At 62.0% G+C, this 21,909-nt stretch carries 20 protein-coding genes; 16 read left to right on the top strand and 4 right to left on the bottom strand.

The window, feature by feature from the left end; translation table 11 throughout:
• Positions 1-114 precede the first annotated feature (114 nt).
• The 4 genes from AC1RO0_RS28365 to AC1RO0_RS28380 are packed head-to-tail and all read left to right on the top strand — an operon-like array spanning position 115 to position 4,788.
• Positions 115-1,638 carry an ABC transporter substrate-binding protein gene (locus AC1RO0_RS28365; protein ID WP_498595885.1) on the top strand — a complete coding sequence of 508 codons (1,524 nt, stop codon included), beginning with the start codon at positions 115-117 and terminating at the stop codon, positions 1,636-1,638.
• On the top strand, positions 1,635-2,570 hold the full coding sequence (locus AC1RO0_RS28370) for an ABC transporter permease (protein WP_498595886.1): 936 nt from the start codon (positions 1,635-1,637) through the stop codon (positions 2,568-2,570). Before AC1RO0_RS28365 ends, AC1RO0_RS28370 begins: the two co-directional genes overlap by 4 nt.
• A complete protein-coding gene (locus AC1RO0_RS28375) occupies positions 2,567-3,385 on the top strand; it encodes an ABC transporter permease (RefSeq protein ID WP_498595887.1) in 819 nt (272 codons plus the stop codon). The genes AC1RO0_RS28370 and AC1RO0_RS28375 overlap by 4 nt, the downstream gene beginning before the upstream one ends.
• Positions 3,382-4,788: an ABC transporter ATP-binding protein gene (locus AC1RO0_RS28380; protein WP_498595888.1), complete on the top strand. Its 1,407-nt coding sequence runs from the start codon at positions 3,382-3,384 to the stop codon at positions 4,786-4,788. The genes AC1RO0_RS28375 and AC1RO0_RS28380 overlap by 4 nt, the downstream gene beginning before the upstream one ends.
• Before the next feature lie 16 nt (positions 4,789-4,804).
• Here the strand turns inward: AC1RO0_RS28380 and AC1RO0_RS28385 are convergent, their stop codons facing one another.
• From AC1RO0_RS28385 to AC1RO0_RS28400, 4 genes are read right to left on the bottom strand one after another with little or no spacing between them, the layout of a single operon-like run.
• Positions 4,805-5,368: a sarcosine oxidase subunit gamma gene (locus tag AC1RO0_RS28385; protein WP_498595889.1), complete on the bottom strand. Its 564-nt coding sequence runs from the start codon at positions 5,366-5,368 to the stop codon at positions 4,805-4,807.
• On the bottom strand, positions 5,361-8,294 hold the full coding sequence (locus tag AC1RO0_RS28390; RefSeq protein WP_498595890.1) for a sarcosine oxidase subunit alpha family protein: 2,934 nt from the start codon (positions 8,292-8,294) through the stop codon (positions 5,361-5,363). Before AC1RO0_RS28390 ends, AC1RO0_RS28385 begins: the two co-directional genes overlap by 8 nt.
• The gene (locus AC1RO0_RS28395; RefSeq protein WP_498595891.1) at positions 8,291-8,569 is read right to left on the bottom strand and encodes a sarcosine oxidase subunit delta; all 279 of its coding nucleotides are present in this window, start codon (positions 8,567-8,569) and stop codon (positions 8,291-8,293) included. Before AC1RO0_RS28395 ends, AC1RO0_RS28390 begins: the two co-directional genes overlap by 4 nt.
• Positions 8,570-8,581: 12 nt before the next feature.
• Complete coding sequence (locus AC1RO0_RS28400; RefSeq protein ID WP_498595892.1) at positions 8,582-9,832, bottom strand: sarcosine oxidase subunit beta family protein; 1,251 nt, start codon at positions 9,830-9,832, stop codon at positions 8,582-8,584.
• An 86-nt stretch (positions 9,833-9,918) separates the two neighbouring features.
• On the opposite strand from AC1RO0_RS28400, the gene AC1RO0_RS28405 reads away from it, so the two are divergent.
• The 12 genes from AC1RO0_RS28405 (at position 9,919) to AC1RO0_RS28460 (ending at position 21,877) form a co-directional block, all read left to right on the top strand.
• Positions 9,919-10,878 (top strand): GlxA family transcriptional regulator, encoded by a 960-nt coding sequence (locus AC1RO0_RS28405; RefSeq protein ID WP_498595893.1) that lies wholly within the window; start codon positions 9,919-9,921, stop codon positions 10,876-10,878.
• Between the two features lie 75 nt (positions 10,879-10,953).
• The gene (locus AC1RO0_RS28410) at positions 10,954-11,637 is read left to right on the top strand and encodes a helix-turn-helix domain-containing protein (RefSeq protein ID WP_498595894.1); all 684 of its coding nucleotides are present in this window, start codon (positions 10,954-10,956) and stop codon (positions 11,635-11,637) included.
• A 91-nt stretch (positions 11,638-11,728) separates the two neighbouring features.
• Positions 11,729-12,637 carry a class II glutamine amidotransferase gene (locus AC1RO0_RS28415; protein ID WP_498595895.1) on the top strand — a complete coding sequence of 303 codons (909 nt, stop codon included), beginning with the start codon at positions 11,729-11,731 and terminating at the stop codon, positions 12,635-12,637.
• Positions 12,638-12,669: 32 nt separating this feature from the next.
• Positions 12,670-13,356: a protein GlxC gene (locus tag AC1RO0_RS28420; protein ID WP_498595896.1), complete on the top strand. Its 687-nt coding sequence runs from the start codon at positions 12,670-12,672 to the stop codon at positions 13,354-13,356.
• A 15-nt stretch (positions 13,357-13,371) separates the two neighbouring features.
• Positions 13,372-14,700 (top strand): FMN-binding glutamate synthase family protein, encoded by a 1,329-nt coding sequence (locus AC1RO0_RS28425; RefSeq protein ID WP_007698458.1) that lies wholly within the window; start codon positions 13,372-13,374, stop codon positions 14,698-14,700.
• Positions 14,701-14,779: 79 nt separating this feature from the next.
• On the top strand, positions 14,780-16,087 hold the full coding sequence (gene glnT / locus AC1RO0_RS28430; protein WP_498595897.1) for a type III glutamate--ammonia ligase: 1,308 nt from the start codon (positions 14,780-14,782) through the stop codon (positions 16,085-16,087).
• Positions 16,088-16,185: 98 nt separating this feature from the next.
• Positions 16,186-17,070: a formyltetrahydrofolate deformylase gene (gene purU / locus AC1RO0_RS28435; protein WP_498595898.1), complete on the top strand. Its 885-nt coding sequence runs from the start codon at positions 16,186-16,188 to the stop codon at positions 17,068-17,070.
• 3 nt (positions 17,071-17,073) lie between these two features.
• Entirely contained in the window at positions 17,074-17,979 is a 906-nt protein-coding gene (gene folD / locus AC1RO0_RS28440; protein WP_498595899.1) for a bifunctional methylenetetrahydrofolate dehydrogenase/methenyltetrahydrofolate cyclohydrolase FolD, read from the top strand.
• 114 nt (positions 17,980-18,093) lie between these two features.
• A complete protein-coding gene (locus AC1RO0_RS28445; RefSeq protein ID WP_498595900.1) occupies positions 18,094-19,227 on the top strand; it encodes an aminomethyl transferase family protein in 1,134 nt (377 codons plus the stop codon).
• A 12-nt stretch (positions 19,228-19,239) separates the two neighbouring features.
• Positions 19,240-19,845, top strand: coding sequence for a dimethylamine monooxygenase subunit DmmA family protein (locus AC1RO0_RS28450; protein WP_498595901.1), 606 nt, complete (start codon positions 19,240-19,242; stop codon positions 19,843-19,845).
• Positions 19,842-20,807 carry a PDR/VanB family oxidoreductase gene (locus AC1RO0_RS28455; RefSeq protein WP_498595902.1) on the top strand — a complete coding sequence of 322 codons (966 nt, stop codon included), beginning with the start codon at positions 19,842-19,844 and terminating at the stop codon, positions 20,805-20,807. Before AC1RO0_RS28450 ends, AC1RO0_RS28455 begins: the two co-directional genes overlap by 4 nt.
• A 29-nt stretch (positions 20,808-20,836) precedes the next feature.
• Positions 20,837-21,877 carry a heme-dependent oxidative N-demethylase family protein gene (locus AC1RO0_RS28460; protein WP_498595903.1) on the top strand — a complete coding sequence of 347 codons (1,041 nt, stop codon included), beginning with the start codon at positions 20,837-20,839 and terminating at the stop codon, positions 21,875-21,877.
• The last annotated feature ends 32 nt before the right edge of the window (positions 21,878-21,909 follow it).

The raw sequence follows: 21,909 nt of genomic DNA on the forward strand, positions 1-21,909 counted from the left end.
TCGCCAGGGGGAAGTCATGGCGAGCACCGATCGGCAGATCCTCCATCGGGGCACTGGACAGCAAAACAAAATCCCTTTAGGTGCATGTTACTTTATAACATATTGGTGACTCGCATGCTCAAGAAATACCTGGTCGTGACACTCGCAGCCCTATCGATCTCCGGTAGCTCGCCGGTCTTTGCGGCGGAGGACGGCGTGGTGGATATCGCCGCGCCCTTCGAGATCTCCGGTCTCGACCCGGCCAAGTCCGGCGACATCTTCCTGCGAATGGGTATCGTCGAGACCCTGATCGGAGCCGATCGCGACGGCAAGCCGATACCGGGCCTCGCAAAGAGCTGGACCGTCTCGGAAGATGGCAAGACATGGCGCTTCCTGCTGCGATCCAACGTGAAATTTCATGACGGCACGACCCTCAATGCCGAAGCAGTGGCCAGCGCACTGAACATCGCCCGCGCCAAACCGGGCCTGCTAGGCAAGGCGCCGGTGGAGGCCATTGCCGCCGAGGGCGCCGATACGGTGGTCGTGACGCTGAGCAAGCCCTTCGTGCCGTTGCTTGCCTTCCTCGCCGAAAGCCGGACGGAAATCCTTGCGCCCAGCGCCTATGAAGGCGCCGACGTCAAGGCGATCATCGGCAGTGGGCCTTTCAAGCTCACTCGGCTGGAAGCGCCGCAGTCCCTGTCGGTCGAGCGGTTCGCCGATTATTGGGGCGAAAAACCTGCGATTGAAAAAGCACGTTATCTGTCGGTCGGCCGCGCCGAAACCCGCGCCTTGATGGCGGAGAGCGGCGACGCCGACTATGTCCTCAATCTCGATCCGGCAAGCCGCACCCGGTTGGCGAAGAGCGACAAGGTCAAGCTCCTGTCGGTCTCCATTCCGCGCAGCGTACTGATCAAGGTCAATTCCGGCCACGATTTCCTCAAGGACGTAAAGGCGCGCGAAGCCCTGAGCCTTGCCATCGACCGCGACGGTCTGGCGGTTGCCATTCTTCGTTATCCGGCAGCGGCCGGTCAGCTTTTCCCGCCAAGTCTCGGCATCTGGCATGACAAGGATCTGGCGCCTCTCGCCCATGATCCGGAAAAGGCAAAGGCACTTTTGTCCGAACTCGGCTGGAAGCCCGGCGCCGACGGCATTCTGGAAAAGGATGGCAAGCGTTTTGCTCTCACCCTGACCACCTATCCCGACCGGCCCGAACTGCCGCTGGTTGCCGCCGTTCTGCAGGATCAGTTCAAAGAAATCGGCGTTGAACTCTCCATCAACTCGACCAATTCCAGCGAGATCCCGGCCAAGCACCAGGATGGCAGCCTGGAACTCGGGTTGATGGCCCGCAATTTCGCCCTGGTGCCCGATCCGATCGGCACCATGCTCTCGGATTATGGCCCGCAAGGAGGCGATTGGGGCGCGATGAACTGGTCCAACCCGGACTTCAACACGGCGCTCGATGAACTGACCCGGATCACCGACCCCACCGCCAGCGAAGCGTTGCGCCACAAGGCGGTTACGATCATCCAGGCCGAGCTGCCGGTGATCCCGATCGCCTGGTATCAGCAGACCGTAGCCGTTTCGCCAAAGCTCGAAGGCGCGAGCATCGATCCTTTCGAGCGTAGCTTCGGCCTCGAAACCATGCGGTGGGCAAAATGATCAGGGCGATTCTTAGCCGTCTTCTGCAAGCGGTTCTGGTTGCGCTGCTGGTCGGCCTGCTGACCTTCCTGATGACGCGGTCGCTGCCTGGCGACCTTGCCTATCGCATCGCGGCCGGACGCTACGGCTACGATCTGGTCGACAGTGCCGCCGCCGCCAAGGTCAGTGCCGAAATCAACCTCGGCCAATCCGCATTTGCCGCGCTCGGCCCGTGGTTCCTTGATCTCGCGCGGCTGGATCTCGGCACGTCGCTTGTGACCGGAGCGCCGGTCATGGAGGAAATCGGTCATCAGCTCGGCCATACGCTGGAGCTTTCCCTTGCCGCGATCGGCTTGTCGCTGCTCATCGGCCCGCCGCTCGGCATCCTCGCCGGCTTGCGGCCGGGCGGCGTGCTGGATCGCGGCCTGATGCTGGTTTCGACGGCGCTTCGAGCCTTGCCGCAATTCGTGGTAGGCCTCGGCCTGATCATCCTCTTCGCTCTGACGCTGCAGATCTTGCCGACGGCTGGTCATGACCATGGCGGCCATCTGATCCTGCCGGCGCTGACGCTGGCGCTGGGGCTTGCCGCCGTCTCCAACCGGGTGGCGCGGGATACCATGATCGCCGTGTTGCGATCCCCCTATTATACCTTCGGCCGGACTAAGGGACTGAGCGAATGGCAAGTCTTCCTGCGCCATGGCCTGCGCAATGTCAGCGTGCCGATCATCACCTATCTCGGCATCCAGTTCGTTTATCTGGTCGAGGGTGTCGTGGTGGTGGAAACCCTGTTTGCCTGGCCCGGCATCGGCCATGCGCTGGTGCACGCCGTCTTCGGCCGTGACGTGCCGATGATTCAGGGCACGGCACTCGTCATGGGGCTGATGTTCGTTGCGCTGAACGCGTTCGTCGACGCCCTATGTCATGTCGTCGATCCACGGAGGCGCGCTGCATGAGCCTGATAGACTATGCTCGCCCGCGTGAGCGGCATTTCACCCCGCGCCGCGTCATCGGGCTCACGATCCTTGCCGGGCTGCTGGCTTTCGCTTTCCTTCCGCTTGTCGTCGGCGGACCCGATCCGCTCAAGCAGACGCTCCGGTTGACGCTCCAGGCCCCGGGCGCATCGGATTGGTTCGGCTACGACCATCTCGGCCGTTCTATGCATGCGCGGCTGACGGCCGCGCTGCGGCTCTCGCTTGGCCTGGCCGCCCTCTCCGTGATGACGGCGATGATACCGGGCGTCCTGCTCGGCGTGCTTGCCGCATGGCGCGGCGGCCTGACTGATCGGGCCGTTTCCACCCTGTCGGAGGCATTCCTCGCTTTGCCTGGCCTGCTTCTGGTGCTGATGCTGACTGCGATCCTGCCCGACAATGCGGCGATGCTTTACCTCGGCATTTCGCTGGTGCTCTGGGTCGAGTATTTCCGTATCACCCGCGTGCTTGCCCGGCCGCTGCTGGCCTCGCCCGCCGTCGAAGCCTCCCGCATGCTCGGCTTCGGCCCCTTTTATATCATCCGCCGCCATCTCTGGCCGGAGATCGCTCCGATGCTCCTGACTGTGGGTGCCTATGGCGCCGCGACGGTGATCATGGCGATTGCGGCCCTCGGGTTCGTGAGTGTCGGCGTTCGCCCACCGACGCCCGAACTCGGGGCGATGATGATCGAGCTTCTTCCCTATTATGAAGAGGCGCCGCACGCATTGCTTCAGCCGATCGCCGTCATCTTCCTGATGGTGCTGGCCCTGCAACTGGTCGCCGGAACGGACAAGCCATGACGATCCTGTTCTCGGTCGAAAATGCAGCCATTCGAACCTCCACAGGCCAACTGGTCGCGCCGACGTCACTTGCGCTACGGGCTGGCCGGCCCTTTACCATTCTCGGTGAAACCGGTTCGGGCAAAAGCCTGCTCGCCCAGGCTATGATCGGCCTGTTGCCGGAGGGGCTGAAAGCCAACGGCACCGCAACCATCGACGGCGTCTCCATCGACCTTGCAGAACCATCTAGGCACCGGACGCTCTGGGGCCGGCGGGTCGGCGTGCTGCCGCAGGAACCATGGCTGTCGCTGGACCCCACCATGCAAGCTCTGGATCAGGTGGCCGAAGGGCATCTTTACGTGCGCGGCCTGTCCAAAGCCGCAGCGCGGCGGTCGGCCAAGCGCGACTTGACGGAACTGGGGCTGGATGACGCCGGCCGGAAACTGCCGGGCCAGCTTTCCGGCGGCATGGCCCAGCGCGTCGCCTTTGCTGCCGCGCGCGCCGGCGGCGCAAAAATCGTGATCGCCGATGAGCCGACCAAGGGCCTCGATGCCATCAGGCGCGACGAGGTGATCGCATTGCTCATGCGGGAAATCGAGGCCGGCGGAAGCGTGCTGACCATCACCCATGATCTGGCGCTGGCCCGTCAGATGGGCGGCGATCTCGCTATCATGCTCGAGGGCAAGATCATCGAACGCGGCGATGCCGCGCGGATATTCGCCAATCCCCAACAGGATTATACCCGCCGCCTGATCGCTGCCGATCCGGAAAACTGGCCGTCGCGATCGCCTGCGATCCCGACAAACAGCGAAATTGTACTCTCAGCCACGGACCTCTCCAAATCGCGGGGCGGACGGCAACTGTTTTCAAGACAGTCCCTTTGCGTGAAGAGGGGCGAGATCATTGGCGTGACGGGTCCGAGTGGTTCAGGCAAGAGCTCTTTCGGCGACGTGCTGTTGGGGCTTTTGTCCCCCGACAACGGGATGGTCGAACGGGCAAAGTCACTGGCGCGCGTCCGCTATCAGAAACTCTATCAGAACCCGCCATCGGCCTTCCCGCGCAAAATCGCTCTCGGCGCGGCGCTGATGGATCTTGTCCGTCTCCACAAGCTCGATGCCGGCAAGATCGAACCGCTGCTCCGGCGGCTTCGTCTCTCTCCTGATCTGCTGCGGCGCCTGCCGGATGAAGTGTCCGGGGGCGAGTTGCAGCGTTTCGCCCTGTTGCGTGGGCTGCTGCTTGATCCGGTTTTCCTGTTCGCGGATGAACCGACGTCGCGGCTCGATCCTATAACTCAGCAGGAAACCATCGAGCTTCTCGTGGAACTTGCCCGTGAGTGCGACTGCGCCGTCCTGATCGTCAGTCATGACGAGGCCCTGATCGAGAAGACCTGTGACCGGCGGATCAGGATCGCTGACGGGGTTTAGGCGCCCTGATCCCGGCTCATTTTGCTGACCGGTTTGCTGTGGGAACATGCGAAGCACCGAGCGAAGCCGCCAAGGCTTCAAGCTCCTCGTAGAGGGCTTCGGCAAAGCTGCGGAGCACCGTCAGCTCGAAACTGTCCGCACCAATGCGCGTCAGTTGCAGGGTAATATGGCCGAACAGCGTGACGGTCGAGCGTCCCTCCGGAAACGCCGAGGGATGCAGATCGACGGCTGTGCCTTTGGCGAGCAGTTCGGCTGCCTGTGGGCCGGAGAGGCCGATACGGATGCGGCCATGGCTCTGGTCGGAGACGAAGGCGCTTCCCTGCAGGGCCGAGGAGAGGGCTGCGATGCGCGACGATGGAAGCGCATCATCGCCGGCGATGAACCATTGCCGGTATCCGGCCGAACGGATCGTGCTTCCTTCCAGCCCTGCGGTGGAAAGCTGGCTGGCGAGGCCATCGGCGTCGATTGTCCCCATGACATGCAGCAGATGGCCTTCCGGCAGGGCTTCCAGCCGGATGCCCAGACCTTGCAAGATGGTCTTGCCGGCAAGCACCGGTCTATGTTCGGGATGGTCAGGCATGGAGCTTCTCGTTTTCGGGATCGATGAAGACCGGGCTGCAGAGCTGCCCCTCGGTGAATTCGTTTCTAAGGCCGTTCCAGATCATGACCTTTTCGCCGATGCGCTCCGGGCCACGCTTGACCAGCGCTAGGCCGATCGTATGGCCGAGGGTCGGCGAGAAGGCACTGGAGGTGACATAGCCCTGGTCGTTTTCGAGCGTCGCTGCCGCGCCATCCGCCAGGATATGAGCGCCGGTACGGAAGCTTGTCGCCGGATCGAGCGGCTTGACGCCGACGAGGCGGGGACGGTCTGATGACTGCAGGCCTTCGCGGGCGAGCATGGCCTTGCCGATGAAATCCGCCTTGGTCGCCGAGACCATGCGGGCAAAGCCGAGATCGCCAGGCGTTACCGTGCCGTTGATCTCGGCATGGGTGACATGGCCCTTCTCGATGCGCATGACGCCGAGCGCTTCCGCGCCGTAAGGGCAGATGCCGTGTTTCTCGCCGGCCTGCATGATGGCATCGGCCACCCATTCGCCATAGCCAGCGGGCACGGCGAGTTCATAGGCGAGTTCGCCGGAGAAAGAGATGCGGAACAGCCGGCCTTCGAGCTTGCCGCCGAAGAGCGTGACCGGGCGGGCGCTCATGAAGGGGAATGCGGCATCCGACAGATCCTCATCGACGATCTCGGAAAGGATCGCGCGGGATTTCGGGCCGGCGACCGCCATCTGTGCCCATTGATCGGTCGAGGAGGCGAAATAGACATCGAGTTCGGGCCAGAGCGTCTGGGCGCAGAATTCCAGATGGGTGAGCACGCCGGCGGCGAGCGCCGTTGTCGTCGTCATGAAGAAATGCTCTTCGCCAAGCCGGCTGGTGGTGCCGTCGTCATAGATCATACCGTCTTCGCGCAGCATGATGCCGTAGCGTGCCCTGCCGACGGCAAGCTTGGCAAAGCCGTTGCAATAGATGCGGTCGAGGAAGGCTGCTGCATCCTTGCCGTAGATCTCGATCTTGCCGAGCGTCGAGACATCGCAAATGCCGGCATTGCTCCGGATGTTCAGCACTTCCCTATCGACGCTTTCGCGCCATGTCGTCTCGCCTTGGCGAGGGAACCAGGAGGACCGATACCAGAGGCCCGTCTCGACAAAGATTGCGCCGTTCTTGCTTGCCCAGTTGTGCAGCGGTGACTTGCGGGCCGGCTGGAAATGTTTGCCGCGCGAAGCGCCGGTGAGCGCGCCGAAGGAGACCGGCGTGTAGAAGGGCCGGAACGTGGTGGTGCCGACTTCACCCGGGGAGACGCCGCGCGCTTCGGCGAGAATGCCAATGGCGTTGATGTTGGAGAGCTTGCCCTGATCCGTCGCCATGCCGTTGGTCGTATAGCGCTTGGCGAGTTCGACATGCCCATAGCCTTCGCGTACGGCAAGGCCGAGATCTTTCAAGTTCACGTCGTTCTGGTAATCGACGAAAGCCTTGCCCTTGCCGCCCTTGACATACCAGAGCGGGGTGTGGACGGAAGAGGCCTCTTCGGCTACGGCGAAGGCCGGCGTGATCTTGCCGAAACCGATCGCTTCCAGAGCCTCGGCGGCTTTGCGCGCACCATCGCCAAGGCAGGCTTCCGTGGTGGTGATGCCGGCAGCAGAACCGGCGATCAGCAAGCCTTCCTGTCGTTCCGGCGCCAGGAAGGCGGCTTTCTCATCGGACCAGACGGGCCTTGCGCCGCGATGGCAGGCGAGGTGAATGATCGGGCTCCAGCCGCCCGACATGGCCAGCGCGTCGGCCTCGATGTCCTGCATGCCGGACGCCGTTGCAATGGTTACGTGGCGCAATTGCTTGCCGCCATGCGCGTCGATGATGCATCCCCCAGCGAGGACAGGCGCCTTGCCGCTCCAGCTTTCGCCGCCGCTGCTGCGGTTGTCGACAATGGCGGCAACCTCGATGCCGGCCGCTTCAAGATCGGCGGCGGTGTGGTAGCCGGATTGGTTGGTGGTGAAGATGACGGTGCGGGCGCCGGGCGCGACGGCCTGGCGGTTGAGGTAGCTGCGCATGGCGCCGGCCATCATGACGCCGGGAATATCATTGCCGCCGAAGACGAGGGGGCGTTCTTCCGCGCCGGTGGCAAGGATCGCTTGCTTGGCGATGATGCGCCAGAGGCGTTCGACCGGGCGCCGCGGATCGGGTAACGCCACATGTTTCTGCACGCGCTCGACCGCGCCGAAGACGTTGTCGTCGTACCAGCCAATGACGGTGGTGCGCGGCAGGAGCTGCACGTTCGGCAGCGTCGTGAGTTCGTCAAGAATGCTTTGCAGGGCGGAATCGGTCTCGCACAGCAGGCTGCCGCCGAGGGCGAAATTCTCGTCGGCAAGCAGGACGCGGGCGCCGGCACGTCCGGCGGTCAGCGCTGCGGCAAGGCCTGTCGGTCCGGCACCGATCACCAGCAGGTCGCAATGCGCCCAGCATTTCTCATAGGAATCGGGGTCGGCTTCATAGGATGCCCTGCCGAGGCCGGCGGCCTTGCGGATGATCGGCTCGTAGACTTTCTCCCAGAAGGCCGCTGGCCACATGAAGGTCTTGTAGTAGAAACCGGCGCCGAGGAAGGGTGAGAGCAGACTGTTGACTGCGCCGACATCGAAGCCGAGCGAAGGCCAGCGGTTCTGGCTGCGCGCGATCAGCCCATCATAGAGATCGATCATCGTGGCGCGGCTATTGGCTTCCGTCCGGCCGCCGGTGCCGGTGGTCATCAGCGCATTGGGTTCGGCCGCACCCGCCGTCAGGATGCCGCGCGGCCGATGATATTTGAAGCTGCGGCCGACGAGCTGGGTGCCGTTGGCAAGCAGGGCAGATGCCAGCGTATCGCCGGGATGGCCGCTCAGAACCTTGCCGTCGAAGGTGAAGTTGATGGTGTTGGAGCGGTCGATCCGGCCGCCAGAGGGAAGGCGGTAGCTGGTCATGCCTGGCCTCCGAGCTTGGCAAGCGCCGCGTCGCTGACCTCATGAACGGCATGGGTGACGGTATCGCGCTCGACGATCAGCCAGCGGCGGCAGCCGGACGAGTGATGCCAATATTCCTTGTGGACACCCTTCGGATTATCGCGCAAGTAGACATAGTCGTACCACGCATCCGCGCCGGCATCGGGAGCAGGGCGCGTGAGGCTCGCGTCGCCCTTGATGGTGAATTCCTCCTTGGGACGCAGGCCGCAGTGAGGGCAGGTAATCAGGCTTGCCATGTCGTCATGTCCTCAATGCAGGTTCGGCTGGGCGCCGACGCCCTTTTCGTCCAGCTGATAGCCGCGCCGGAAGCGGTCGAGGCGCAGCTCGCGCGCCGTCTCATGCGGCTCGTTGCGGGCGATCAGATGGGCGTAGCAATAGCCGGAGGCCGGCGTTGCCTTGAAGCCGCCGTAACACCAGCCGGCGTTCAGATAGAGATTGTCGACATGGGTGCGGTCGATGATCGGCGAGCCGTCCATGCTCATGTCCATCACGCCGCCCCAGCTGCGCAGGTAGCGCACGCGGGTCAGCGACGGGATCAGCGCGACGCCGGCCTCGGCGACATGCTCGACGGTGGCGAGATTGCCGCGCTGCGCGTAGGAGTTATAGCCGTCGATGTCGCCGCCGAAGACCAGGCCGCCCTTGTCCGATTGCGAGACATAGAAATGGCCGGCGCCGAAGGTGACGACCGTATCTATAAAGGGCTTCAGCCCCTCGGAGACGAAGGCTTGCAGCACATGGCTTTCGATCGGCAGGCGAAGGCCGGCCATATCGGCAACGACTGTGGAATTGCCGGCGGCCGCCAGCGCCAGCTTGCCGCAGCCGATGAAGCCCTTGCTGGTCTCGACGCCGGTCACCCGGCCGTTCTCGGAGCGGATGCCGGTCACTTCACAGCCGGTGATGATATCGACGCCGTGGCTGTCGGCGCCGCGCGCATACCCCCAGGCGACGGCATCGTGGCGCACCGTGCCGCCGCGCGGCTGGAACAGGCCGCCCATGATCGGGAAACGGGCATTGTCGAAATCGAGGAAGGGCAACTTCCGGCGCACCGCCGCCTTGTCGAGGAATTCGGCATCGACGCCATGCAGGCGCATGGCATTGCCGCGCCGCGTATAGGCGTCGCGCTGTGCATCGGAATGAAAGAGATTGAGCACGCCGCGCTGCGAGACCATGGCGTTGAAATTGAAATCCTGCTCCAGTCCTTCCCAGAGCTTCATCGACAGCTCGTAGAAGGGGTTATTGCCTTGTAGCAGGTAGTTCGAACGGATGATCGTCGTGTTGCGGCCGATGTTACCGGAGCCGAGATAGCCCTTTTCCAAGACGGCGACATTGGTGATGCCGAAGGTCTTGGCAAGGTAATAGGCCGTCGCAAGACCATGGCCGCCGCCGCCAACGATGATCACGTCATAATGCGGCTTTGGCTCGGGCTGACGCCAGGCAGGCGCCCAGCCGGCATTGCCGCGTAGGCCGTTGAGGAAAATGGATAAAGCGGAATAGCGCATGAATTACTCCGAAAGAACCGTCTTATGATGACAGAAGGTCCGCTATCCACTTGCCCATTTAGGACCTTTATGAATAGAAAAAGGACATGTCATCGTTTGATGCGAAAAATGTCCAGCACATCGGCTTTATCCTGATCCCGGGATTTGCCCTGATGTCCTATGCCTCTGCGACCGAGCCGCTGCGGGCCGCCAATCTGCTGGCGGGGCGGGAGATCTATCGTCTCTCGAGCTTCTCGCCGGATGGCGCGCCGGCCCTGTCCTCCGGCGGTGTGCCAGTGCCGGCCGATCCGCTTCCGGGCCGCGGGTCCGGGCTCGGCACGGTTTTCGTCTGCGCTGGCGGTTCGCCGCGTGACTGGCATTATCCGGCCGTGTTCGCCTGTCTCAGGCAATTGGCGCGCGAGGGTGTGCGTATCGGCGGCATCTCCGGCGGCCCCTATCTGCTGGCCGAAGCCGGGCTGCTTTCAGAGCGCGACTTCACCATCCACTGGGAGCATGCGCCGGCGCTGCTCGAGGCGTTTCCCGCGCTTTCGCCGCGTCAGGCCCGCTTCGTGGTCGACGGCAATCGCATCACCTGCGGCGGCGGCATCGCGCCGCTCGACATGATGCATGTGTTGATTTCCGAGCGCATGGGACCGGATTTCGCCCGCCGTGTCAGCGACTGGTATCTGCATACAGAGGTCGGTGAGCCGACAGCGCCACAGCGGGGCTCGCTTGCCGAGCGCTACGGGGTGCATCATCCGGGCCTTCTGAGCGTGCTGGAGAAAATGGAGGAGACGATCGAGATGCCGCTTGGCCGCACTGCCATGGCCCGGATCGCCGGGGTTACGCCGCGCCACCTCGACCGGCTGTTTGCGGCACATCTCGGCTCGACCTTTCTCGATCAATATCGCCGAATCCGGCTTCAACATGCCCGGCGACTGCTGGAGCAGAGCCCGCTTTCGATCTCCGAAATCGCCATCGCCACCGGCTTTTCCAGTGGCGCGCATTTCTCCCGCGTCTATCGCAGCGCCTATGGCGCGGCACCCAGCAATATTCGTAAGCCCTGACTTTCTTCATGGTTGAGGAAATTTCACTGCGACGATAGGGTGGCTGCGATGACGCGTTGCAGCAAAGGATCGTGAATGAAGACGAAGCCGGAGAAGACATCGAGTGAGGAGCATCCCCACGGCGCGCGGCCGGCCTTGTTGCAGGACCCGCATGCGGTTCGCGAGCCGAAGGAAAACAATCTGGAGATGGCGATCGGCCATGAGGTGCGCGCCTATCGCAAGAAGCTCGGCATCACGGTGACCGACCTCGCGGCGTCGACCGGGATTTCGCTTGGCATGCTGTCGAAGATTGAAAACGGCAATATCTCGCCGTCGCTGACGACGTTGCAGTCGCTCTCGCGCGCCCTCGGCGTGCCGCTGACAGCCTTCTTCCGCCGCTACGAGGAACCGCGCAACGCCGTCTTCGTCAAGGCGGGACAAGGCATAGAGCTCGAGCGACGCGGCACGCGCGCCGGCCACCAGTATAATCTGCTCGGCCACATCGACAACAATTCGAGCGGCGTCATCGTTGAGCCCTACCTCATCACGCTGACGACCGATTCCGACGTCTTCCCGACCTTCCAGCACGAGGGCATGGAGTTCCTCTATATGCTCGAAGGCGAGGTGGTCTATCGCCACGGTGACCAGCTTTTCCAGATGCAGCCGGGTGATAGCCTGTTCTTCGACGCCGATGCGCCACATGGGCCGGAAGTGCTGGTGAAACTGCCCAGCCGCTATCTCTCGATCATCAGCTATCCACAGCGCGGCAAGAGCGACTGACTTGCTTTAAAAGAAAATATTATTCTTACCAGTTGAAATCCAAAATTGGACCTGCTAGTCATTTTGCAGACGCGAAATGGAGGGTCTGATCATGTGCGGAATTGTGGGTCTCTTCCTGAAGGATAAAAGCCTGGAGCCGGAACTCGGTTCGCTTCTCTCGTCCATGCTGGTGACGATGACGGACCGTGGCCCCGACAGCGCCGGCATCGCGATTTACGGCGGCGCGAACGGCAACAAAGCAAAAATTACCATCCAGTCCGCCCATCCGGCAAAGGACTTCGGCGGCCTCGAGCAGGATCTTCGGCGAGCGCTCGACGCACCGGTGTCGATCGAGGTGAAGAGCACGCATGCCGTTATTGCGCTTGCGAAGGATAAGCTCGACGAGGGCCGCGCCGCGATCGCGTCGCTGCGGCCGGATGTCCGGGTGATGAGCAGTGGCGACGCCATCGAGATCTACAAGGAAACGGGCCTGCCGAAGGACGTTGTCTCCCGTTTCGGCGTTGCCTCCATGTCCGGAACGCACGGCATCGGTCATACCCGCATGGCAACCGAATCCGCCGTAACGACGCTCGGCGCTCATCCGTTTTCGACCGGCTCGGATCAATGCCTGGTCCATAACGGCTCGCTGTCGAACCACAACAATCTGCGCCGCGAGCTGGTGCGCGAAGGCATGACCTTCGAGACCCAGAACGACACGGAGGTTGCCGCCGCCTATCTGACGGCCGAGATGGCCAAGGGCAAGGATCTGGGCGAGGCGCTGACCGGCGCATTGGACGATCTCGACGGTTTCTTCACCTTCGTCGTCGGCACCAAATCCGGCTTCGGCGTCGTGCGTGATCCGATCGCCTGCAAGCCGGCGGTTATGGCCGAGACCGATCGTTATGTCGCTTTCGGCTCCGAGTATCGCGCGCTCGTCAATCTGCCGGGTATCGAGGATGCCCGCATATGGGAGCCGGAGCCGGCCACCGTCTATTTCTGGGATCACGAAAAGGCTGCCTAGTTCTAGGTCGGCGCAATCGAGAGAGTTCTTTTATGCCAGTTTTCGATCTTTCCGTCACGCCGCTGCGTGACCTCAATAGCGCTCTCCACGGCCTTGCGGCAGGCGCCAATGATACTGCCTTCGAAGTTGTCAATCCGCGTGGGCATCATGCCGTTGCTGTCGGTATCGATGCTCCCGTGACTGTCGATGTTAAAGGCTCCGTCGGCTATTATTGTGCTGGCATGAACGATGGCGGCAACGTCACGGTGCATGGCTCGGCCGGCCCCGGCGTTGCCGAGAATATGATGTCCGGCACCGTTGTCATCGAAGGCGATGCGAGCCAGTATGCGGGTGCGACGGGTCAGGGCGGCCTGCTGGTCATCAAGGGCAATGCGGCTTCGCGTTGCGGCATCTCGATGAAGGGTATCGATATCGTCGTGCATGGCAATATCGGCCATATGTCCGCTTTCATGGGACAGTCCGGCCATCTGGTCGTCCTTGGCGATGCCGGCGATGCGCTTGGCGACAGCCTCTACGAAGCCAAGCTTTTCGTCCGCGGTGTAGTCAAGAGCCTCGGCTCGGACTGCATCGAAAAGGAGATGCGCCCGGAGCATCTCGAAAAGCTTTCCGAGCTTCTTGAAAAAGCGGGCGTCAGCGGCGTCAAGCCGGAAGAGTTCAAGCGCTACGGATCGGCGCGCAAGCTCTATAATTTCAACATCGACAATGCCGACGCGTACTGAGGCGAAAGGAATATCATGAGCTATCACAATCCTCTGACGCCGCCGCGCAAGTCCGCCACCTTCGACGACCATACGCTGGCCGAGATCCGCCGTGCGGCGGCGACCGGCATCTACGACATTCGCGGCGCCGGCACGAAGCGCAAGGTTCCGCATTTCGATGACCTTCTGTTTCTCGGCGCGTCGATCTCGCGCTATCCGCTCGAAGGCTACCGCGAGAAGTGCGACACGACGGTCGTTCTCGGTAGCCGCTTCGCCAAGAAGCCCATTACGTTGAAAACCCCGATCACCATCGCCGGCATGAGCTTCGGCGCCCTCTCTGGCAATGCCAAGGAAGCGCTCGGTCGCGGTGCCACGCTTGCGGGCACATCGACCACGACCGGCGACGGCGGCATGACCAATGAGGAACGCGGCCATTCGCAGACCCTCGTCTATCAGTATCTTCCCTCGCGCTACGGCATGAACCCGAAAGACCTGCGTCGCGCGGATGCGATCGAAGTGGTGGTCGGCCAGGGCGCAAAGCCCGGCGGCGGCGGCATGCTGCTCGGCCAGAAGATTTCCGATCGTGTCGCCCATATGCGCAATTTGCCGAAGGGCATCGACCAGCGCTCGGCCTGCCGTCATCCGGATTGGACCGGTCCCGACGATCTTGAAATCAAGATCATGGAGCTGCGTGAGATCACCGATTGGGAAAAGCCGATTTACGTCAAGGTTGGCGGCGCGCGTCCCTATTACGACACGGCCTTGGCCGTGAAGGCCGGCGCCGATGTCGTCGTCCTCGACGGCATGCAGGGTGGCACGGCCGCAACCCAGGACGTCTTCATCGAGAATGTCGGCATGCCGACGCTCGCCTGCATTCGTCCTGCCGTTCAGGCGCTGCAGGATCTCGGGATGCACCGCAAGGTGCAGCTGATCATCTCCGGCGGCATTCGCTCCGGTGCGGATGTGGCTAAGGCGCTTGCGCTTGGTGCCGATGCCGTCGCCATCGGCACGGCGGCGCTGGTCGCGATCGGCGACAATGATCCGCGCTGGGAAGAAGAGTACCAGAAGCTCGGCACCACCGCCGGCGCCTATGACGACTGGCATGAAGGCAAGGATCCGGCTGGCATCACCACCCAGGATCCGGAACTCGCCGCGCGGCTCGACCCGGTTGCGGCCGGCCGTCGTCTCGCCAACTATCTGAAGGTCATGACGCTCGAAGCGCAGACGATCGCGCGCGCCTGCGGCAAAAACCACCTCCACAATCTGGAGCCGGAAGACCTGTGCGCGCTGACGATGGAAGCCGCCGCCATGGCGCAAATCCCGCTTGCCGGCACGAGCTGGTATCCGGGCAAAGGGGGCTACTGAATTTCACCGCCGGGCTAAAGAGCCCGGCGGCATCCCATCCAAATCGAAGTGTCTCTAAGAAATCCAAAGGGGAACGAGAATGACACTGGACCTTGCTGCTTTTGCCAAAGACAAAGGCATCAAATATTTCATGATCAGCTATACGGATCTGTTTTCCGGCCAGCGCGCCAAGCTGGTGCCGGCGCAGGCGATTGCCGCGATGCAGGAAGAGGGCGCCGGTTTTGCCGGTTTCGCCACCTGGCTCGACATGACGCCCGCCCATCCGGACCTGTTTGCCGTACCGGATCCATCCTCCGTCATCCAGCTTCCCTGGAAGAAAGAGGTCGCCTGGGTTGCTGCCGATTTGTGGATGGATGGCAAACTTGTCGCCCAGGCACCGCGCAACGTACTGAAAAAGCTTGTGAAGTCGGCTGAGGCCGAGGGCATGCGGGTGAAGACCGGCGTCGAAGCCGAATTCTTCCTGATCACTGCTGATGGCTCGAAAATCTCGGACGAATACGACACCGCCGAAAAGCCCTGCTACGACCAGCAGGCCGTCATGCGCCGCTATGATGTCATCGCTGAGATCTGCGACTACATGCTGGAACTCGGCTGGGGCGCCTATCAGAACGACCACGAGGATGCCAACGGCCAGTTCGAGATGAACTGGGAGTTCGACGACGCGCTCAAGACCGCCGACAAACACTCCTTCTTCAAGTTCATGGTCAAGTCGATTGCCGAAAAGCACGGGCTGCGCGCGACCTTCATGCCGAAGCCCTTCAAGGGCCTGACCGGCAATGGTTGCCATTGCCATATCTCGGTGTGGAGCAATGACGGCAAGACCAATGTCTTTGCCGACAGGGAAGCGGAATTCGGTCTCTCGGCGCAGGGCAAGCAGTTCCTCGGCGGCATCATGAAACATGCCTCGTCGCTGGCCGCGATCACCAATCCGACTGTCAATTCCTACAAGCGCATCAATGCGCCGCGCACCACTTCGGGCGCCACCTGGTCGCCGAACACGGTGACCTGGACCGGCAACAACCGCACCCATATGGTGCGTGTGCCCGGCCCCGGCCGCTTCGAACTGCGGCTGCCGGACGGTGCCGTCAATCCCTATCTGCTCCAGGCGATCATCATCGCCGCCGGCCTCGACGGCATCCGCAACAAGGCCGATCCCGGCCCGCATCACGATATCGACATGTATGCCGAGGGGCATCTGGTGAAGGACGCGCCGCGCCTGCCGCTCAACCTGCTGGATGCGCTTCGCGCCTATGACGAGGACGAGGGCCTGAAGGAAGCGATCGGCTCGGAATTCTCTGCCGCTTACCTGAAGCTCAAGCATCAAGAGTGGAATTCCTATTGCTCGCACTTCACACAATGGGAACGCGACAGCACGCTCGATATCTGAGCGTAGGCACCGCATTCCATAGGATGAGCGCATGGGCCGGAGCCTGAAACTCCGGCCTGACGTGGATATTCTGCCTGGGACGGCGAAGGAAAATGGACATGGAGAAGTTCGTACTCACGGTATCGTGTCAATCGACACGGGGGATTGTTGCTGCGATCGCCAACTATCTGGCCGACCAGGGCTGCAACATCGTCGACTCCAGCCAGTTCGACGATCTCGATACCGGCAAGTTCTTCATGCGGGTGAGCTTCATCTCCGAGCAAGGGGTCGGACAGGAGGCGCTGGTCGAAGGCTTCAAGCCGATCGCGGGCAAGTTCGAGATGGAGGCCGAGATCCATGACACCCAGAAGCGCATGAAGGTGCTGCTGATGGTGTCGCGCTTCGGCCATTGTCTCAACGACCTGCTCTATCGCTGGAAGATCGGGGCACTGCCGATCGACATCGTCGGTGTCGTCTCCAATCATTTCGAATACCAGAAGGTGGTGGTCAACCACGACATTCCCTTCCACCATATTCCGGTGACCAAGGCCAACAAACCGCAGGCGGAAGCCCGGATCATGGATGTGGTCGAACAGACCGGCACGGAACTGATCGTGCTCGCCCGCTACATGCAGATCCTGTCGGATTCCATGTGCCAAAAAATGTCCGGCCGGATCATCAACATCCACCATTCGTTCCTGCCGAGCTTCAAGGGCGCCAACCCCTACAAACAGGCCTATGAGCGTGGTGTAAAACTGATCGGAGCGACGGCGCATTATGTCACTGCCGATCTGGACGAAGGTCCGATCATCGAGCAGGACACGGCACGCATCACCCATGCGCAGTCGGCCGACGATTACGTCTCGATCGGTCGGGATGTCGAGAGCCAGGTGCTGGCGCGGGCCATCCATGCGCATATCCACTACCGCACCTTCCTCAACGGCAACCGCACCATCGTCTTCCCGGCAAGCCCGGGAAGCTATGCTTCGGAGAGGATGGGGTAAATCATGACTGCGGCAACCGTGATCGACGGCAAGCAGGTGGCGGCTTCGGTGATCGAGGCGGTGAAGACGGCAACGTTAGCTCTGGAGACGGAGACGGGCGTGAAGGCCGGTCTTGCGGTGGTGATCGTCGGTGACGATCCGGCCAGCCATAGCTATGTGACTTCCAAGAGCAGGATGGCCAAGGAATGCGGCTTCAAGTCCATCCAGCACACGCTGCCGGCCGAGACGACGCAGGAAGAGCTGGCAAAGCTCATCCAGTCGCTGAACGAAGACCCATCCATCCACGGCATCCTGGTGCAATTGCCGCTGCCCAAGCACCTGAACTCGGAGCCGATCATCCAGTCGATCTGGCCTCAGAAGGATGTCGACGGTCTGCATGTGGTCAATGCCGGCAAGCTTGCCACTGGCGATCTTGCAACCGGTCTGATCTCCTGCACCCCGGCCGGCGCCCTGCTGCTGGTACGCCGTATCCACGGTGAGGATCTGTCGGGGTTGAATGCGGTTGTGATCGGCCGCTCCAACCTGTTCGGCAAGCCGATGGCGCAATTGCTACTCAACGCCAATGCGACGGTGACGACGGCACACTCGCGCACGAAGGATCTGCCGACCGTTGCTCGCACGGCCGATATTCTGGTGGCGGCCGTCGGCCAACCGCAGATGGTGAAGGCCGACTGGATCAAGCCGGGTGCCACGGTGATCGATGTCGGTGTCAACCGCATTGCGGCACCTGAGCGCGGCGAGGGCAGGACGCGGCTGGTCGGTGATGTCGCCTTTGCCGAGGCTTCCGATGTTGCCGCCGTGATCACGCCGGTTCCGGGCGGTGTCGGGCCGATGACCATCGCCATGCTGATGGCCAATACCGTCATTGCCGCTCATCGGGCTGTGGGGAAGACGGTGCCGAAGTTCTGACTGCGAATGTTGCCGGATAGGCCGACAAAAAACTTGAGGATCGGCTTGCCACGGCGCGAAAGACGAATATAGTCAGGAAATAAATATTCCATAGAAGAAAATGAGGGAACGGAAATGGCATTATCATGGCGTTTCTCCGCCTTGGCGGATCGGCATCGTGCCCTGGGATCGAAACTCGAGGACTGGAGCGGCATGGGAACCGCCTGGACCTATGAGAAGGACATGTCGGAAGAGCATGTCGCGATCCGCACCAAGGCCGGTATCATGGATGTTTCGGGCCTGAAGAAGGTGCATCTGGTCGGCCCGCATGCGATCGCCATCCTTGACGCTATCACCACCCGCGACATGTCGAAGATCTATCCCGGCCGCTCGGTCTATGCCGCGATGCTGAACGATCGCGGCTATTTCACCGACGACTGCATCGTCTACCGCACCGGGCCGAATTCCTGGATGCTGGTTCACGGCTCCGGCTCCGGTCACGAGGAACTCGTCAAGCAGGCAGCGGGCCGCAACTGCGCTATCCTCTTCGATGACGACCTGCATGATCTGTCGCTGCAGGGGCCGGTCGCGGTCGATTATCTCGCCAAATATGTGCCCGGCATCCGCGATCTCAAATATTTCCATCACATGCAGACGACGTTGTTCGGCGCACCGGTGATGATCTCGCGCACCGGCTATACCGGCGAGCGTGGCTACGAGATTTTCGTGCGTGGTCAGGATGCCCCGATGGTCTGGGATCGCATCGTCGCCGAAGGCAAGGAGATGGGCATCATTCCCTGCTGCTTCAGCGTTCTCGACATGCTGCGCGTCGAAAGCTACCTGCTCTTCTATCCCTACGACAATTCGCAGATGTATCCCTTCGCTGACCAGCCGCCTGGCGACAGCCTCTGGGAACTCGGGCTCGATTTCACCGTCAGCCCCGGCAAGACAGGCTTCCGGGGTGCCGAGGAGCATGCCCGTCTCAAGGGCAAGGAACGCTTCAAGATCTTCGGCATGCTGATCGATGCCGATGGCCCGGCCGATCTCGGCGACGAGGTCTTTGCTGACGGCAAAAAGGTCGGCGTCATCACCTGCCCGTGCTATTCTGCGCTGACGAAGAAATCCATGGCCATCGCTCGCCTCGATGTCGACAAGGCGGTGCAGGGCACTAAGCTTGAGGTGCGCGGCAAGACGCTCACGGCAAGTGCGATTGCCCATACGCTGCCCTTCGACGATCCGGAAAAGAAGAAGAGGACGGCCGTGGGTTAAGGAGGCGCGCCTATGCTCGTCGAAGGCATCAAGAGCCGGCCGGTCTACAAGGGCCTCTCCATCCAGCCGCACGCCCGGCGGCATATCTTTGCGCTCGAAGGCGAGGGGGGCAATGCCCTCCTCGACCAGAAGTCCTCACTTGACGATACCGCCCTGTCGCGCAGCGAGATCCTCTATGTCGCGCGTGGCTCGCAGGGCAAGGGTCACGACGAGACCCTGCGCCGGCTCGGCGCCGACATGTTCTTCACGGCGCCAACCATCGCGACGCTGCTCTTTCGCCTGAAGGGGTCGCTTGCAACCGCCCATATGGGCACGCGGCTTTATATCGCCGGCACGGAAGGCTTTATCGGCCAGGCGATGATGGTGGCGCTCGACTACGGCATGGACCATGCCTCGATTATCACCGAACATCGCGGCTCACTGGCGCGCCGCGTGCAGTGCGTCCATTGCAAAGGCATTACCGAGGATGTCACCCACAGTCCCTTTGCCTGTGGCCATTGCGGCCTTCCACTCTTGGTACGAGATCATTATTCGCGTCGCCTCGGTGCCTTCCAGGGTGTCAATATCGATGCGGAAGAGCCCGGTAGCGCGCCTGATCCCGAGGAGTTGTTCCTGTGAGCGGTGGTACTGAAATTCCCGTCCGCGTGGCAAAGGTGACACCCGTCGCCCATCGCATCAAGCGCTTCCGCTTCGAACGCCTCGACGGCAAGCCGATGCCTTATTTTTCCGGCGGCGCCCATGTCATCGTCTCGATGAATGACGCTGGCCATATCAGGCGCAATGCCTATTCGCTGATGTCGCCGCCGCATGATTGTTCGGCCTATGAGATCAGCGTGCTGCATGTCGAGGATTCGCGCGGCGGCTCCACTTTCATGCATGAGAAGGTGAGCGAAGGTGACGAGCTGAAGGTCAGCTATCCGGTCAACCTCTTCCAGCCGGACTGGCGGGGCCGCAAACATCTGCTGATCGCCGGGGGCATCGGCATCACGCCCTTCATCGCCATGATGGAGCAGTTTTCCCGCGAGGGTGCCAATTTCGAGCTGCATTATGCGGTACGCTCGCTCGATCGCGGTGCCTATTGCCAGGATCTCGTCGCGCGTTACGGCCCGCATCGGGTGAAGATCTATTGCGATGCGGAAAAGAACTACATTCCGCTCGCCCGCCTGCTCGAAAGCCAGCCGCTCGGCACGCATCTCTATGTCTGTGGCCCCTCGGGCATGATCGATGGCGTGCTGAAAACAGGTGTGGAGGCCGGCTGGCCGGAGCAAAACCTGCATTCCGAGCGCTTCCTCTCCTCGCAGCCGGGCAAGCCTTTCTCGATCGAGCTGACGCGCTCTGCCAAGACGGTGCATGTCGGCCATCACGAGAGCATGCTGGAGGCGATCGAGGCGGCAGGTGTCGATGCGCCCTTCCTCTGTCGTGGCGGTGCCTGCGGCCAGTGCGAGACAGCGGTTGCCGCCTGCGAGGGCAAGCTTCTGCACCACGACGTCTATCTGACCGACGAAGAAAAAGCTTCCGGCCGCAAGGTGATGATCTGTGTCTCCCGCTTCGAGGGAAACACGCTGCATCTCGACCTCTAGGCACCGAACCGATACCCAGGAGAACGGACATGGCAATCGCCTTCAAGCAGGAAACGTTCCGGGACGATTTCAGCTATCGCAACAGTCCGGAAAACATCCGGCGTTTTCCGTTCCCGTTCGATCGTGACGAGTACATGTATTCCGTCAACATGGAACCGCATGTGAAGGGGCAGGCGGGCTCGGTCTATGAAAGCCTGATCGACGTCGACGAGCATTACGTCGCCGAGATGCGCGACCGGGCGCTGGTGCTGAAGGAGGATCCGCTGCGCTACCAGGCGTTGCCGCATATGATGTCGGCGCAATGGGATACGCTGGAACTGCTGATGGAGGAACAGGCAGCCGGCTACCCCGAGCATTTCACGCTGATCAAGAACGGCGACCAGTGGCGCTGGATCAACCGGCCGCTCGGCATCGACGACAGCTTCACCTTCGGCGACGCATCGACGCTGCCCTATGAGCCCTTCGAATACATCACCCGCCAGGCCCAGGGAGATTTCTGCATCGTCGACCAGCGCGACAACAATCTCTGGATGGACGCCGGCATGGTCACGACCCAGGCCGACTGGTCGCTCGATTTCGATATCGGCATGAATTTCATGGAATGGCATGGGCCTGTGCCGCTCGCCCACCAGATCGGGGTCTTCGACCGCGCGCTAAAATTCCTTCTGAACCTGCAGCAGGGCAAGCCGACGCGCCGTTTCAACTGGACGATGACGATCAATCCTCGCCTCGACACCAGCCCGGAGAACTATCCGAAATGGGGTCCGGACCGCTTGACGGTGACGCCGCAGAATATCGGCGAGAAGGTGCATTTGCGTGTCGAGCTGCAGAGCCTCTGGCGCCTGCCGCGCTCGAACGCCATCCTCTTCGTCATCCGCTGCTATCTGATGAATATGGACGAGCTCGTGACCGTGCCAAAATGGGCGCGTCGCTTCCCGCGCGTGCTGCGCACGCTGCCGCCGGAGCTCATCGACTACAAGGGCCTGACGCGGTTTCGCGAAATGACGATCGACTGGCTTTCAAAGTATGACGATGGGGCGCCGACCAGCCCCGGCACTTTCCCGGATTGACGCCAACGACGCGCCAAGACGACCGCATGCGA

Source organism: Rhizobium sp. GW821-FHT14E12 (assembly GCF_058803745.1).

Bases quoted from the DNA above. Each gene is read 5' to 3' on its own strand.
- AC1RO0_RS28385 (WP_498595889.1), bottom strand. From the start codon at position 5,368: ATGCCTGACCATCCCGAACATAGACCGGTGCTTGCCGGCAAGACCATC.
- AC1RO0_RS28400 (WP_498595892.1), bottom strand. From the start codon at position 9,832: ATGCGCTATTCCGCTTTATCCATTTTCCTCAACGGCCTACGCGGCAAT.
- AC1RO0_RS28365 (WP_498595885.1), top strand. From the start codon at position 115: ATGCTCAAGAAATACCTGGTCGTGACACTCGCAGCCCTATCGATCTCC.
- purU (WP_498595898.1), top strand. From the start codon at position 16,186: ATGGAGAAGTTCGTACTCACGGTATCGTGTCAATCGACACGGGGGATT.
- AC1RO0_RS28415 (WP_498595895.1), top strand. From the start codon at position 11,729: ATGTGCGGAATTGTGGGTCTCTTCCTGAAGGATAAAAGCCTGGAGCCG.
- AC1RO0_RS28395 (WP_498595891.1), bottom strand. From the start codon at position 8,569: ATGGCAAGCCTGATTACCTGCCCTCACTGCGGCCTGCGTCCCAAGGAG.
- AC1RO0_RS28380 (WP_498595888.1), top strand. From the start codon at position 3,382: ATGACGATCCTGTTCTCGGTCGAAAATGCAGCCATTCGAACCTCCACA.
- AC1RO0_RS28410 (WP_498595894.1), top strand. From the start codon at position 10,954: ATGAAGACGAAGCCGGAGAAGACATCGAGTGAGGAGCATCCCCACGGC.
- folD (WP_498595899.1), top strand. From the start codon at position 17,074: ATGACTGCGGCAACCGTGATCGACGGCAAGCAGGTGGCGGCTTCGGTG.
- AC1RO0_RS28405 (WP_498595893.1), top strand. From the start codon at position 9,919: ATGTCATCGTTTGATGCGAAAAATGTCCAGCACATCGGCTTTATCCTG.
- AC1RO0_RS28375 (WP_498595887.1), top strand. From the start codon at position 2,567: ATGAGCCTGATAGACTATGCTCGCCCGCGTGAGCGGCATTTCACCCCG.
- AC1RO0_RS28390 (WP_498595890.1), bottom strand. From the start codon at position 8,294: ATGACCAGCTACCGCCTTCCCTCTGGCGGCCGGATCGACCGCTCCAAC.
- AC1RO0_RS28450 (WP_498595901.1), top strand. From the start codon at position 19,240: ATGCTCGTCGAAGGCATCAAGAGCCGGCCGGTCTACAAGGGCCTCTCC.
- AC1RO0_RS28445 (WP_498595900.1), top strand. From the start codon at position 18,094: ATGGCATTATCATGGCGTTTCTCCGCCTTGGCGGATCGGCATCGTGCC.
- AC1RO0_RS28420 (WP_498595896.1), top strand. From the start codon at position 12,670: ATGCCAGTTTTCGATCTTTCCGTCACGCCGCTGCGTGACCTCAATAGC.
- AC1RO0_RS28425 (WP_007698458.1), top strand. From the start codon at position 13,372: ATGAGCTATCACAATCCTCTGACGCCGCCGCGCAAGTCCGCCACCTTC.
- glnT (WP_498595897.1), top strand. From the start codon at position 14,780: ATGACACTGGACCTTGCTGCTTTTGCCAAAGACAAAGGCATCAAATAT.
- AC1RO0_RS28460 (WP_498595903.1), top strand. From the start codon at position 20,837: ATGGCAATCGCCTTCAAGCAGGAAACGTTCCGGGACGATTTCAGCTAT.
- AC1RO0_RS28370 (WP_498595886.1), top strand. From the start codon at position 1,635: ATGATCAGGGCGATTCTTAGCCGTCTTCTGCAAGCGGTTCTGGTTGCG.